Annotated in this window: 14 protein-coding genes; 12 read left to right on the top strand and 2 right to left on the bottom strand. The window is 63.4% G+C overall.

Annotated elements, in window-relative coordinates:
* Positions 1-21 precede the first annotated feature (21 nt).
* The 9 genes from ABQE93_RS03840 to ABQE93_RS03800 all read left to right on the top strand — a co-directional run bounded on the left by ABQE93_RS03840 (position 22) and on the right by ABQE93_RS03800 (position 6,273).
* Positions 22-1,077: an MlaD family protein gene (locus ABQE93_RS03840; RefSeq protein WP_448405941.1), complete on the top strand. Its 1,056-nt coding sequence runs from the start codon at positions 22-24 to the stop codon at positions 1,075-1,077.
* Positions 1,074-2,069 (top strand): MlaD family protein, encoded by a 996-nt coding sequence (locus ABQE93_RS03835; RefSeq protein ID WP_448405940.1) that lies wholly within the window; start codon positions 1,074-1,076, stop codon positions 2,067-2,069. Before ABQE93_RS03840 ends, ABQE93_RS03835 begins: the two co-directional genes overlap by 4 nt.
* Entirely contained in the window at positions 2,066-3,022 is a 957-nt protein-coding gene (locus ABQE93_RS03830; protein ID WP_448405939.1) for an MlaD family protein, read from the top strand. Before ABQE93_RS03835 ends, ABQE93_RS03830 begins: the two co-directional genes overlap by 4 nt.
* A gap of 56 nt (positions 3,023-3,078) precedes the next feature.
* Positions 3,079-3,750, top strand: a complete 672-nt coding sequence (locus tag ABQE93_RS03825) for a hypothetical protein (RefSeq protein ID WP_448405938.1) — start codon at positions 3,079-3,081, stop codon at positions 3,748-3,750.
* Between the two features lie 91 nt (positions 3,751-3,841).
* Positions 3,842-4,441 carry a hypothetical protein gene (locus tag ABQE93_RS03820; RefSeq protein ID WP_448438055.1) on the top strand — a complete coding sequence of 200 codons (600 nt, stop codon included), beginning with the start codon at positions 3,842-3,844 and terminating at the stop codon, positions 4,439-4,441.
* Between the two features lie 51 nt (positions 4,442-4,492).
* A complete protein-coding gene (locus tag ABQE93_RS03815; RefSeq protein WP_448405936.1) occupies positions 4,493-4,912 on the top strand; it encodes a hypothetical protein in 420 nt (139 codons plus the stop codon).
* Positions 4,913-4,971: 59 nt separating this feature from the next.
* Positions 4,972-5,412 (top strand): hypothetical protein, encoded by a 441-nt coding sequence (locus ABQE93_RS03810; protein ID WP_448405935.1) that lies wholly within the window; start codon positions 4,972-4,974, stop codon positions 5,410-5,412.
* Positions 5,409-5,924 (top strand): hypothetical protein, encoded by a 516-nt coding sequence (locus ABQE93_RS03805; RefSeq protein WP_448438049.1) that lies wholly within the window; start codon positions 5,409-5,411, stop codon positions 5,922-5,924. Before ABQE93_RS03810 ends, ABQE93_RS03805 begins: the two co-directional genes overlap by 4 nt.
* Positions 5,925-5,997: 73 nt before the next feature.
* Positions 5,998-6,273: a DoxX-related protein gene (locus tag ABQE93_RS03800; RefSeq protein WP_448405933.1), complete on the top strand. Its 276-nt coding sequence runs from the start codon at positions 5,998-6,000 to the stop codon at positions 6,271-6,273.
* 119 nt (positions 6,274-6,392) lie between these two features.
* Here the strand turns inward: ABQE93_RS03800 and ABQE93_RS03795 are convergent, their stop codons facing one another.
* Both ABQE93_RS03795 and ABQE93_RS03790 read right to left on the bottom strand, forming a co-directional pair.
* Complete coding sequence (locus tag ABQE93_RS03795; protein WP_448405932.1) at positions 6,393-7,094, bottom strand: nitroreductase family protein; 702 nt, start codon at positions 7,092-7,094, stop codon at positions 6,393-6,395.
* Positions 7,095-7,372: 278 nt separating this feature from the next.
* On the bottom strand, positions 7,373-7,834 hold the full coding sequence (locus tag ABQE93_RS03790) for an SRPBCC family protein (protein ID WP_448405931.1): 462 nt from the start codon (positions 7,832-7,834) through the stop codon (positions 7,373-7,375).
* 211 nt (positions 7,835-8,045) lie between these two features.
* Between ABQE93_RS03790 and ABQE93_RS03785 the strand changes: the two genes are divergently transcribed.
* The 3 genes from ABQE93_RS03785 to ABQE93_RS03775 are packed head-to-tail and all read left to right on the top strand — an operon-like array spanning position 8,046 to position 13,977.
* Positions 8,046-9,587, top strand: coding sequence for a class I adenylate-forming enzyme family protein (locus ABQE93_RS03785; RefSeq protein ID WP_448405930.1), 1,542 nt, complete (start codon positions 8,046-8,048; stop codon positions 9,585-9,587).
* The gene (locus tag ABQE93_RS03780) at positions 9,587-11,695 is read left to right on the top strand and encodes a hydantoinase/oxoprolinase family protein (protein WP_448405929.1); all 2,109 of its coding nucleotides are present in this window, start codon (positions 9,587-9,589) and stop codon (positions 11,693-11,695) included. The genes ABQE93_RS03785 and ABQE93_RS03780 overlap by 1 nt, the downstream gene beginning before the upstream one ends.
* Positions 11,692-13,977, top strand: a complete 2,286-nt coding sequence (locus ABQE93_RS03775; RefSeq protein WP_448405928.1) for a hydantoinase B/oxoprolinase family protein — start codon at positions 11,692-11,694, stop codon at positions 13,975-13,977. Before ABQE93_RS03780 ends, ABQE93_RS03775 begins: the two co-directional genes overlap by 4 nt.
* The last annotated feature ends 10 nt before the right edge of the window (positions 13,978-13,987 follow it).

Genomic DNA, 13,987 nt, shown 5'->3' with positions numbered 1-13,987 from the left:
TCTCGGCACGGTAGTCGCGCAGTGGCCGCGTCGGTCGCGGTGGCCGCCGCGCTCGCCTGCGGTTCGTGTGCGTCCCTGCGCGAGGCGCAGTCCGCCCAGTACTGCGCCATCATGCCCGACAGCATCGGGTTGTATGTCGACAACCCGGTCAGCCAGATGGGTTATGAAATCGGGAAGGTATCGGCGATCACCCCGTCGGCGACCTCTGTCCGCGTCGACTTCACCGCCGATGCACAGCGGCCCCTACCTGACAACGTCCAGGCAGTCATCAGATCGACCTCAATCCTTGCCGACAGGTCACTGGAACTCGTCGGCAACTACGAGGGAGGACCGCAACTGGCTGTCGGCGAATGCATTCCGCTCGACCGCTCGATGACGCCAAAGAGCCTCTCGGAGGTGATCGGCGCGTCGACCGACTTCGTCAACTCGATAAGCCCGGCGGATTCGACGAACGTCGCCGGCGTCGTGCAGGGTTTCGACGAGGCGCTCCGCAGCCAAGGACCCAACGCCAACACGCTGCTGACCACCGCGGCATCGGTGCTGGATTCACCCGACCAGGCCATCGGCGATCTGGGTTCCATCACCACCAACCTCGGTGTGTTGACGTCCAGCCTCGTCGATCTCGAACCGACATTGAAGGGTGTGTTCTCCGATGCCGAGTTCATCGCACCCGAGCTCGTGACCGTCAGCTGGCACACAACGGAGGCGTACGAGGGCATCATCCCCATCCTCACGATGGCTGCAGACCTTGAGTCCCAACTCGGCCCACAGATTCAGCAGACACTCGACGCGGTGTCGGTCGCGATCAGGAAGCTGACGCCACGCGCCCCCTTCTACGCCAGCATTCTGAATGTGGCGCCCCGACTGATCAACGGCATGGTGAACCAGGTCAACAGCCACCAGCCCGACACCCTCCGATATCGCCCACCGCTCTACCGCGTCCGCACACCGGATGGTGTGTTGCAGTGCAACATCATGAATGCGTCGGTGCCGGGCAGTTGCGCCAACGTGCAGGGCACCCCATATGCGGTGGATGTCGCGTTGCTTCAATACGTTCTGACGCAGGCGAACCGATGAGGCGGCAAATCGCGCGGGTCGCGATCGCTGCCGCCTGCGCCCTGGCGATTTCGTCGTGTGCATCCGTCAATTTCAACGCGATCCCCAGCCCCGGTGCGTCTTTCGGCGACGGATACGACATCGCGATGGAGTTTGAAAGTGTCCTCAACCTTCCCGAACACACCAAAGTGGTACTCGACGGTGTGACCGTCGGCGTCGTCTCCGATATGACGTTGAATCCCGACTTCGTGAAGGTCACTGCGCGGGTGGGTCGAGACGTCGCCATCCCGTCGAACATTCAAGCGGTCCTTGAGCAGACGACGGTTCTCGGCGACATCTATGTTGCGCTGGAGCGTCCCCAACCCGGGACTCCACCCGCGCCCGCACTACCTCCGGGCGGGTCGATTCCCCTTGCCCAGACGACGTCTCCGCCACAGTTGGAGGACACGATCGCCAGCCTCGCAAACTTCACCTCGAGTGGATCCATCCAGCGCGCACAGAACACCGTCGTCCGGCTCAACCGCGTCACCCCCTCGAGTGGTGAGGTGCGGAGGCTGACAGCGCAGGTGGACGAAAGCCTCGCGGCGCTGTCGGCGAACATCGATCGCGTCGACGAACTGCTCGACGGGGCGTCGCGAACCGCCGCCACCCTGGATTCGCACATACCGGAGTTCGACTTCTTGCTCTCGCCCTCTGGTCAGCTCAACATGGAGCGATTCATCGCCCTCAGCAATTTCGTCGCCACCCTGCTGCCCGGCGTCGGCAGCATCGGCTCCGGCGGATACTGGCTGGTCCCGTTCTTGAACTCGTTGGCCGACACCATGGATGCGGTTCAACACTCGAAGGTGGCAGTTGAAGACGAGATACCCAAGTGGCGGCGGCTTTTCACCGACTCGTTCCTGCCGCAGGACAAGTATCCGGCGATCAATATCACGTCGATCATCGGGCCCGACGGGCGCGAGTTGTCGGGCAATGTGCAAGACGTGCTGCGGATAATGGGAGCGATGCCATGAGGAACGCCGTGAGACTGCGCGACGTGATCTCCTTCCTGGCGTTCGGCGCGATCGTCGTGTTTGTACTCGGCTACTTCGCCGCGCTCGGACTGCGTGTGGATTTGCCCGACGATCGCACCACCCTGTCCATGGACGTCCCGGACATCAACGGGCTGGTGGTCGGGTCGAATGTGCTGCTGCGCGGGGTGCCCGTCGGAAAGGTGACCGGCACCGGCACGTCGCTGCAGGCGGCATCCGTGGACTTCTACGTCACCGGCAGCGAGAAGATTCCAGTCGACACCGAGGTGCGATTGGAGAATCTGTCGGCGTTGGGCGAGTCCTACATCCTGCTGATGCCGCGCAGTGCCGGTGGACCGGTGCTGGAGAGCGGTCAGCGGTTCTCCACCGAGGAAGTTGTGCAGCCGCCGTCGGTCTCGGAATTGGCGACGAGTGTGACGCGGCTGCTCAGTCAGATGGAACCCGGCGCCCTGAAACGCGTGATCGGCGAGGCGGATGCCGCGCTACCGGACCCGAACACGGTGTTGCCGAACCTCTCGCGCACGAGCGTTCTCCTCAACAACACCGTCGAGGAGATGAACGGCCGCGGGCGGCTACTGCTCGGCAACTTCGAGGCGCTGCTCAAGAATGCCGAATGGGTCAGTCCGATTCTGATCAGTCTCACACCGCGACTTCGGGAGTTCAGCAAGGGCTATCAGGACTTCATGAAGCACGTGCCGATCCTCGATCGCCGCGGTGAGCCCCACAACGTTTCCAACCTCAACAAGCTCATGGCGCGTATCCAGGCGCTGCTCGACGATCGGGGCGGTGATCTCAAGGTGCTTGGTGAGGCTTTCCAGCCGAAGCTGAACATGATCGCAGGCACATTGATGAATCTCGACACCGGACAGCTGCTGGACAACATACTCAGAACAGTTCCGCCCGACGGGACCATCACGCTGCGGGTCACACCGTGACGCAGGCACCGATGATCACGTCTGGCCGCGGACACGATTCGACGAAGGGTAAAACGATGGCCACCGGGACAGACGCTACGGAAACCGCTGCAGCGGCGGAGAACTCACAGGACCCAGAGACGGTGGTCGCCGATTCCATGCCGGATGCGTCGGCTGCGCCGGCGACTGAGGAGGAATCCCCCAACACGAAGTCGAAGCGCAGGCCGCATTCGGTTTCGATCAGCGTCCGCAGCCTGGTGGTCGGTGCGGCGATGGCGTTGCTGATCGCGGCGGTTGGCGTCGTCAGCTGGCTGTACATCGACGCGCGCAACGAACTTGACGCACAGGCCGCTCAGTCGGCGAACAACTCACGCGCGGAGAAGATGGCACTCGACTACGCGGTGAACGCGGCGACGATGGATTACAAGGACCTTCAAGCCTGGAAGGCCAAGCTCGTTGCGGGCACGACCCCGGAGTTGAGCAAGAGACTGTCCGAGGCGGCCGCCTCGATGGAACAGGTCCTCGTGCCGCTGGAGTGGAGTTCCAGTGCCCGACCGCTGGTCGCCAAGGTTAGGTCGAGCAACGACGGCGTCTATGTCGTAGACAGCTTCGTCAGCGTGCAAACGAAGACCATCCAGTCGCCGGAGGCGTTGCAGTCCACGGCGACCTACAGCACCACGATCGACAGCAACAACGACTGGCAGATCGCAGATGTCGGAGGCATCGGCTCGGCGCTGGAGCCGAACTGAGACCCGGAATGTGGGAAGAACTGAGGTCGTCATGATGACGCTGGACGGTCGTTTCTCAATGGTATTCGGCACGCGCCGCCGGCACGCGGTCATGTGGGCGGTGGCCCTGGCGATAACGGCCATCGTCACGGGCGTGCCGGCCGGTGCCAGCCCCGGTGAACCGCCGCCCCCACCTTCGGACAGTTACCTGATCCGCCCGCTGCCGGTCGTCACGCCAGTCGCGTCCGGTTGGGAGCCGAAGTTTCCCTTTCCGTACGACCAGACGAGGAACAGGGTCACCGATGCCGACATCACGGCGATGAGCGAGATGTGTCAGTGGTTCAACCTTCAGTACGCCACCCTGCGGGCGCAGATCGACCGTCTCCAGTTCAACCGAATCGGCCCTGACGGCAAGGATTACGACTACACCCGCGACAACATCGGGCAGCAGGTCGACATCGTCACCGGAAACATCGCCAAGGCGGTGGACTTCCTGACACCGCGCGCACATGCACTCACCCAAGCCCAGAATCCGTTCGGCGACAACTACTTCCCGATCTACCAAGGGGAGGCGTTCTTCAAGCTCTGGGAGCAATTGTCCAACGTCAACAACGGAATCCTGGCCCATCAACCGAACTGGTTCACCGGTCCGTCGGTGCAGAAGGCGAAGCGGTGGGGCAGCGACATCCACCGCTCACATGTGTGCGAATAGGAGGAAGTGATGACACCCAGACTTGTTCGCCACGCGGGGTTGCCGGCGGCGATGCTGACTGTCGCGATCACCGCAATGGCGCTGGCGTCGCCGGCGCAGGCGGACACGGTAGACCGGCTCAAGGCGGCGGTCGACGGGGCGCGCGCAGCATCTTGTGAACCGTTGCAGGTCGACCCGATCGTTGAGCAGGCCGCCATCGAGATCAACAAGTCCAACGACGTATGGCTCGACCACGGGGCGCGCGCCGTGCCGGTGCCGGACGCGATGCCACTGCTGAAGGACCTGGGGTATCCGGGCAACAAATCGACGATCTTGTACGGCGCCGGAAAGACCGAAGCCAACTCGATCAAGGCGCTGTTGCTGCAGGGGTATCGCGCGATTCCCGACTGTTCCTACCGCGATGTCGGGGTCAGCGTCATGCAGGGGAATTCAGCCGGCTGGATCATGAGCACCGTGGTGCTGGGTGGATAAACCTGCAGCCGCGAGTAGACGCCGCCCCGTTCACCCTGTCCCGTTTGGAAAGGAGCCACATGAAGCGAATCGCAGTGATGGCGGTTTCGGTATTGGGGGGTCTTGCGAGCGTGATGCAGGCACCGGTGGCGCACGCGCAGGACATGGTCACGTATGAGATCTTCTCTGATTCAGTCGGCGGGTTGGCCAGCCTCGAGTATCGCGACACCTCGGGTAAGCATCTGCTCCAGCATGTTCCGCTGCCGTGGCGGCTGACGGTCCCCGTCGTGGATGCGACGAGCCCGACGGCCGAGGGTGCCGAGCTGCGCGCGGATTGGCGGCCGAACTTCCGTACGGCGGCGACCGTTGGGCGCGTCCTGCTTGGGAAGTTCGTGACGGTGCGCATCTATCGAGGCGAGGAACTTCTTTGCGAGAGCATCCTCGATGTCGGCAACGTGACATGCTACGGCAGTGTGCCGCACCGATCGGTGAATCAATCGTCGCCGGGAAACCTGCCGTGACACACCGACAGGAGCGACTGCGGCTGATCGGTCACCTATTCGTTGTGGCGTTCCTCACGGCCGGCCTGTCGCTGATGGGGCAGCCCACGGCGCACTCGGAGCCGACCGCAGATCCGTATCCGGACGCCGATCTGATTCTGAGGTCCTACCAGCTGGTGAGATACGACGACTACTTCACCGCAAGTGCGGGTGGGGTGTGGTTCTCGGCACCGCTTGGACTCAACTGCGGAATCTGGGACCGGGGGAGCTTCGGCTGCACGGGTGATATCCGAGGCGCACCACCCGGTACCAACAACGTCGGATGGGTCAACGGAAACGTCGTCACTCGGTACGACTGGTTGCTCGGAGTTCAGTTCCCCCCGGGGCGTGCCGAGCGGGAGTTACCGCCTCGCAGCTACATCGAGTACAACGGCACGCGGTGCGCGACGATGGCCGACTCCAGCACCTACTGTTCGCGCGGCCCGTACAAGTTCTTCGTCACGCCGACGGGGACGTGGCTCAGTCCGCCGTGACGATCTCAGGGTTTGCGGCTATGCCGAAAGCGGCTGGGCGACGATCATAGATCGCAGAAAAGGTGCTGAAGTGATGACAGTTGCCGCCGAAAAGCGCGCTCGGCGTGCACAATTGGCCGGGCTGGGATTGGCTGGTGCTGGGATGGCGCACTTCATCGTCCCCCAGTTGTTCGATTCGATGGTTGCTTCGGTTTTCGGGAGGGACACCCGAAAACATGTCTTCATTAACGGCTGTATCGAAACCACGCTGGGTGCTGGTATCGCAGTTGGCCGCACGCGACCGATCGCGATCGTCGCAATGGCCGGTTATGTGTGCTACCTAGCGGGAAGCTTCCTGTGCAACCGGTGATGCCTTAATAAAAGCCGCCGATGAAAGCGGCGTGCCTCGGCGCCACTTTATCCCAAACTCTACTAACCAGGTCAGACAACGGATTTGACGCGGTATAAGCCCATGCGGGTCGCGGCGTTCTAACGAGACTCACCCCGCCATGGTTGATTGCCCCAGCGGTCCACGTGCGTCACCTCGCCCACCGGGAGGCGGGTGTTCGGTCCGTACTTGCCGCGCGGCCAGCCGAGCGGAATCACGCCCACCGGTGTGACGCTGCGAGGCAGGCCGAGAATGCAGCGGAGCTTCCTGAGCCGCCAGAGAGGCAGTGAGATGAAGCCAGCGCCCAGGCCTACGGCACGCGCCGCCAACAACAAGTTCTGTGTTGCCGGATAAACCGACGCGTATGGCGCGGAGTTCAACAGGATCGGTCGCCGCGGAATTCGACCTGTCCAACACACAACTATTACAACGGGTATTTCATGGAAATGGTCACGCTGCCACTCGATTGCCTTCCACGTGCGAGCCCACGCGGCGTCGGTGCGTACTCGTCGACGGTAGTACAACGACAGGAGCGGAAAGCCGCTGCGGTTCAATCGCGCCAGCTCCGCTCGCACAGCCGCGTTTTTCGCGATGACGAACACGGATTTCTGCTCGTTACCCCCGTTGGGGGCTTTGATAGCGAGCTCGATGACGCGCCGAAGTACGGCATCGTCTACCGCGTCGGGATGCAAGCGCCGGATCGCCCGCTGCGTCTCGATCACCTCCTGCAGGGGCATCGCCAGCCCGCGCAGCGCAGCGTCGACCGTAGGAATGACCCCGGCCGGCACCGAATTCTCTGTCATCACGAGCACCTTTCCAAAGCTCGAAGTCGACGGTTCAGCACAGACCGTCCCAAACTTCAGTGAGCGTCCCCGGCGCCGGCGGGCTTACATCACCACACTTTTCTGCCGTCAAAGCACTGACGCCTGATTCCCTAATCACTCACCTGGTTATAGATTAATACGCAATGCATCGTCCTGAGCGGCGCTGCTGGCGGCGAGGGCGACGACCCATTCGGCGATGGGACGTTGCGCCCCGGGCTGTTTGGGATACCGCCAAGCGTGGGGGCCACCGTGAGCGGCTACGTGGACATGCGTTCGGCCGCCGCGCTGAGCCTGGACAGCGTCGCCGCCATACCGGCTGCCAGTTTGCGGGGCCGTCGCAGCAACCGGTCCGCGACCAGTACCGCCGTCGGCGTACCCACTGTCTGGAATCGCTCAGTGAGCAGCGTTCCGGTTCCGTCAGGGCGCAGCTCGTAGCTCCACCGCGTGAGCGCACCGCTGGAATGACGTGCCCCGTATGCGAAATGGCTCGGCTTATCGACTGTTTCGATCTCACAGGTCGTTGCCCACGTCAGCGGACCCCACCGATTCGACCCGCGGAACCGTGCGCCCACGACTGCGTGATCGGCTCCGTCGAGCCATTGCCCGCCGGTGCACTCCGGGCTCCATTCACCCATCCGGGTGATGTCGGTGAGCAGCTCCCAAATGACCTCGGGGGGCGCGGCGCTTCGTCGGCTGGCACTGCCGAACAGCGGCTTCATAACGTGGCCACCGCCGCGGAGGTGACGTTGGGCGGCTCTTCCGCGAGCGGCAATGCACCTGGCGGCGCCAACTCGACGATCGGCTCCATGGGCTTCGTTCCGTTCTTCCGTCAACAACACACATTGATATAACCTAGTTGGTATATTCCCATAGTGGACCGATCCGCTCCAGTGGTTCGACCGGAAGGGTGGGCCGACAATTTCCACAGAATTGCTGGTCGCGGACCTCGTTGCGAGACAAGCCCGTCGCAGTCCTGACCACATCGCCATCCGACATGGCGACGGCGCCGTCACCTACCGGGAGTTGAACCGCCTCGCGGACGGGTTGGCGGCGGGGTTCGCGGCTTCCGGCGTCGCATCGGGTGATCGGATCGCGCTTCTTGCTTCGAACTCCGCGCAGTACCTACAAGTCCTGCTGGCGTGCTCGAGAATTGGAACGACGTTGGTGCCGGTCAACGTACGCCTGATCGCCGCCGAGATCCGTTTCCAGGTTGAAGATGCCAACTCACGATTCGCAGTGATTGACCCGGCATTGGTTTCGGTGGCCACGGACGCCGGGTTGTTCGAACGCACCGTCTGGCAGACCGGGCCCGAACTCAACGAACTGGCCGATCACCATGTGGGCCAGGTGGGCGGAGCGGCGTTGCCTCGGCCCGATGGCCGCTCTATCCTGACCCAGCTCTACACCTCGGGCACCACTGGCCGTCCCAAGGGGTGTCTGCTATCTCAATCAGCTTGGCTCGCGGCAGTTTCGAACCAGATAATGGGATTCGGGTTCCGCGACAGCGACGTGGTCACCATCGCCAACCCCCTGTTTCACGTCTCCGGAGTTGGCCAGGCTTTGACCGCTTTCGCCGTGGGCGGCACCATCGTTCTGCCGGCATCGCCATCGGCAGAGGACATCTGGGAAAATTGCCGTTCGCACGGAGTGACGGTGGCCGCGTTTCCCGCCGGCTTGGCGGCCGCTCTACGGCATCCAGCGGCCGATGTGTCCGGCACGAAGCTACGCATGGTTCTCGGTGGGGCCGGCATGGAAAAGAAAGACACGCTCAACCTCTTGGCCGAAAAGCTACCCACGGCTGAATTCGCAGGTATCTACGGCAGCACGGAGGCGGGCGGCTACGCGACCCGCAGCACCCTTGACGACGAGATCGGTCGCCCCGGCACCATCGGGCGTCCACTGCCGCTGACCGACGCAATCCTGTTGGATGACAAGGGTACCCAGGTCGGAGTCGGCGCCGTGGGGGAGCTGGCGTTACGGGGTGCCAGCACAATGGCCGGCTACTGGAACCTGGCGGCTGACACAGCTGAGGCGACACGCGACAACTGGCTTCGCACAGGCGATCTCATGCGCACCGACGAACAGGGCTACCTCTACTTCGTCGGGCGGTCGAAGGAGATGGTCAAGCCGGGTGGCGAGAACGTCTACACCGTCGAAGTGGAGCAGGTGCTGCTGAAACATCCTCAGGTGAGCGAGGTGGCCGTCATCGGCGTCCCGGACCAACGCTGGGGCGAGGCGGTGAAGGCAGTTGTGGTGGTGAGTGGTCCGGTCGACCCCGGGGAGCTCGACGCGTGGTGTCTCGAGCGACTGGCCCCGTACAAGCGACCACGGTGGTACGAGTTTCGCGAGAGAGCGCTGCCCCGCACGGCAATGGGGAAGGTACCGAAAGCCGAGCTCTGCGCCGAACACGATCCCAAGACTTCTGTCCGACTTGATGAGCGAGACCGCGACGCTATGGAGATGAGTGACTGATGCAAGCGGATTCAGTGAAGATCGGCGTTGATATCGGCGGAACCTTCACCGACGGCATCGCCCTTACCGCAGACGGCCGATTCGCACAGGCAAAGACGTTGTCCACGCATGACACCAACCCCGCTGACGGAGTTATGCGAGCAGTGGCATTGCTGGCCGCGAGCCTCGGTCGTGACGTCGAGACGCTGTTGCAGGCGACAGACCGGTTCAGCCATGGCACGACGATCGGCACCAATCTGGTCGTCGAGCGCAAGGGCACTCGTGTCGGGTTGATCACGACCCGCGGTCACGGCGACAACCTTCGAATCATGCGGGGCGCAGGCAGGGTGGCGGGTCTGCCGATCGACCGTGTTTTCGACATGCAAAAAACCAAAAAGCCCGCGGCGCTGGTCGCGCCCGCCTGCGTTCTCGAGGTCGATGAACGCATCGACCGCCACGGTGAGGTGCTGGTCGCCCCCGACCCACGACGTGTTCGCGCTCAGCTCGCCGAGTTCCTTGAGTTCCAACCGATCGACGCATTGGCGATCAGCCTGTTGTGGTCGTTCAAGAATCCCGTCCACGAGGAACAGATCGCGGCGCTGGCACGCGACATCCGACCGGAGCTGTTCCTCAGCCTGTCCTCACAGGTTTCGCCGCGGCTCGGCGAGTTCGAGCGCACCGTGGCAACCGTACTCAATGGCTACATCGGTCCGGCGAGTTGCAAGTACATGGTCGAGACCGGACACCAGTTACGCAGTCGCGGACTGGGCAACGAACTTTTGATCATGCAATCCCATGGCGGCGTGGTTCCCGTGACCACCGCAATCGATGTCCCGCTGGCAACACTTGATTCCGGCCCGACCGGTGGCCTGGCCGCTGCAGCCAGTCTTGCGACAACCCTGCAGCAACCCAATGTCGTAGCAACGGACATGGGCGGCACCAGCTTTGACGTCGGACTGGTCGTGGGTGGGGAACCGGTGCTCGCGGAAGCGCGGGTGATCGACCAGTACACATACCGCGCACCGGCGCTCGATGTGCGCTCGATCGCCTGTGGTGGTGGTTCTCTGGCATGGATCGATCCCTACTCCGGATCGTTGCGAGTCGGCCCGTCCTCAGCCGGCAGCAACCCCGGCCCGGTCTGCTATGCGCGCGGCGGTACTCAGCCGACGGTAACCGATGCCGACCTGGTGCTCGGCCTTCTGGATTCAAGTGGGTTCCTCGGTGGCACAATGTCATTGGACATCGGTGCCGCCCGCGCCGCGTTGGCCGAGTTGGGTGCCGGGCTAGGCCTTTCCGCCGAAGAGACGGCGGCCGGAATTTTACGCATCAACAACAACAACGCCGCGACGTTGATCCGACAACGCACGGTTGAACAGGGGCTGGATCCGCGCGAGTTCATGATCTACGCCTTCGGCGGCGCCGGCCCAGTGCATGCCTGGGGGTTTGCCGACGACCTTGGGGCGGCAGGCGTCATGATCCCTCTGGGTAACGGTGCATCGGCATTGTCCGCGTACGGAATTGCGTCAACTGATGTGTTCCGGTATTTCGACACCGAGTGCCTGCTTCCCGCGCCGTTCAACCATGAAGAGTTCGATCGCCTGTTGTACCAACTGGAAACGACGGCATCCAAGGCGCTGACGGAGGTCGGATTCGACTCCGATCAGATCATGCTCGACCGTTTCGCGCTACTGCGCTACGCCGAGCAGTACGCATACAGCATCCGGCTTGCGTTGCCCGACAGCGACGCCGAGAAATGGACGGCGGAACTGTCGTCTCGTTTCACTGACGCGTACTCGCGGCTTTATGGTTCCGGAGCGGTGTCGTTATTTCATGGAATCGAGGCCTTCGCACTACGGGTTCGCGCGCGGATCGCGTCCGGGGCACGTCCCCAGTCACAATCAGACGGATCGACCCGTTGTCACCACGCAACGAAGGATGTGTTCTGGCCCGACGAGATGGATTGGGTGAGCACTAGCGTTTGGGATGGCAGTGATCTGGCCGCCGACAGCCCAGTTGACGGTCCGGCGCTCGTGCAACTGCCGCACACCTCGGTTTCGGTGCCGCCCGGACACCGGTTGACCCGTGACGTGTGGGGCAATCTCCTGCTAGCGCCTTTGGAGGCGAAGTGACGTCGGACAGGCAGATGGTTCAAGCCGCTCCACAGGCCCGCTACTGGGACGGGGTGCAGCGCCCCTACATGCCCGGGGCTCGGCTGGACATTGCGCCGGGTCTATCGCTTCACACCGACGTGGCCGAAGATCTTGATCCGGTCACCTACGAAGTCATCCGGTACTCGTTGCTTCAGCTGAACTTCGAGCATGCATCGCTGCTATGCCGGTTGGCGATCTCGCCCGCGGTGATGATTACCCGCGATATGCAAACGACCTTGCTGACCGAAGACGGCGATGTGCCCTTCATGGGTCCGGGTCTGCAGTATTTCGCCACGGCGAGTTCGCTGATCGCCAAGTGGACGCTCGAGCACCGCGCGGCCAATCCTGGCATCCGCGAGGGCGACATGTTCATCTCCAACGACCCATACGTCGGCTCACCGCACCAGCCCGACACGTGTATCGCTGCGCCGGTATTCGCCGACGGCAGCCTGTTCGGCTGGGTCACCAACACGATGCACCACCTCGACCTCGGTGGTATCAAGTTGGGCAGCACCGACGAAGCGGCCGAAGACGTGTTCCAAGAGGGCATCTGCCTGCCCCCGACCACGATCATGTCCGGCGGTCAGATCCGCAACGACGTCGTCGACCTGTTCGCCCGTTCGAGCCGGTTATCCCCCATGGTGGGGATGGATTTGCGGGCCAGCATCGCCGCCTGCGGCCGGGCACGCGAGCAGCTCAGCGCCCTAGTCGCCAAGTACGGCGCCGGAGCCGTCAAAGCGGTGATGCGAGGCACCATGGTCGCGGCTCGGCAGATTTTCGAGGAGCGGTTGGCCCAAATTCCCGACGGGCGTTGGGTGCACCGGGTGTACGCCGAAACCTGTCGCCCCGGCGACGACGGCGTATTCCGCATTCAGGTCGGCGTCACCAAAGAGGGCGGGCGCCTGGTGATCGACAATCGAGGTACCGATCCGCAAGCCGGCTCCCTGAACTGCGGATTCGGTGCGTTCTCGGGTGCGGTGCTGGCCGCCGTCACGGCGAATCTCGTCTCCGATCTGTCGGGTTGCTACGGGGGCGTGTACACCAATGTCGATTTCGAGCTCGAACCAGGATTGCTCAACTGCGCCGAGTTTCCCGCCGCGGTCGGACCGGTCGGTTCGCGCAATGCGATGTTGAATATCAATGCCGCGGCGGTTGCGGTCGCAAAGATGATGTCGTGCGGCACGCCGGCGGTCCGCGCGCGGGCGCTCGGTCCCAATACGACGAACTTCTACGGCGCGATCTGCGCGGGATCGACGCCGATGAACGGCCCATTCCAGATGTTCGACGCCGACGGCATGATCGGAGCGCTCGGCGCACGTGCGGACGAGGACGGCGTGGACGCGGGCGGACACTTTTGGATCCCCGAAGGCATCGGCGCCAACGTCGAACACAACGAGCAAAGCAGCCCGGTCATCGCGCTGTATCGCCGTCTCGTGTCCGGTGAAGCCGCCGGCGCCGGTCGGTTCCGCGGCGGCCGCGGTGTAGAGGTGGGCTACATGATGCACGGAGTCGAGGCCGCCGTCCTCTCGCTCTACAAGAATGAAACGATTCCCAAGACCCAAGGCCTGTGGGGAGCAAACGCCGGATCGCTGGGGGGGATGCGGGTCAAGACCGATGTGCACGCAGACGCGCTTCTGGCGGGAGGTCTTATCCCGCAGGACTTCTCGGAACTCGATGGGATGGAGACACCGCTACCCTACAGCGGGGGCAGTCACCCGCCTATGACCGAAGGCGACGTGTGGACGATGACCAATCCCGTCGCACCCGGACATGGCGACCCGTTGTTGCGCGACCCGAACCGCGTGGCCGAAGACCTGGCCGAGGGGGCGTGCTCGGAGGAGACCGCGGCTTCGACCTACGGCGTCGTCTTCGATACAGCAGGGGTTCCCGACGCGGCGGCGACCGCGAAACAGCGGGCAATCATCCGCCAACTCCGTCTCGGATATGCACCCCGACTCGATTTCCCGGGCGAGGACGCCGCCGACGCCGACCGAGTCGGTGATGCACTGCGCCACAACGAGGGCGCATGGTCCTGCCTATGCGGTGCGGACCTCGGACGCGCGGCCTCGTATAAGGAACTACTGCTGCGGCGAGAGACTCCAGGCGACAAGCTGGGCGCGAGTTATGTCTCGCCGGACCCCGAGATGGCGGCGCGAATGAGCCTGCGCGAGTTCTTTTGTCCGGAGTGCGGCGTGAGGGTCGAGGCGGAGTTGGCCCGCGCTGATGACAGCGACTTGTGCGACATCGAGTTCGCCAAGTAGTCCCCGCGGC

The sequence above is a fragment of the Mycolicibacterium sp. XJ662 genome, from assembly GCF_053484035.1.
Note: the sequence above shows the minus strand (reverse complement) of the source record. Positions and strands in the feature narration are given on the sequence as shown.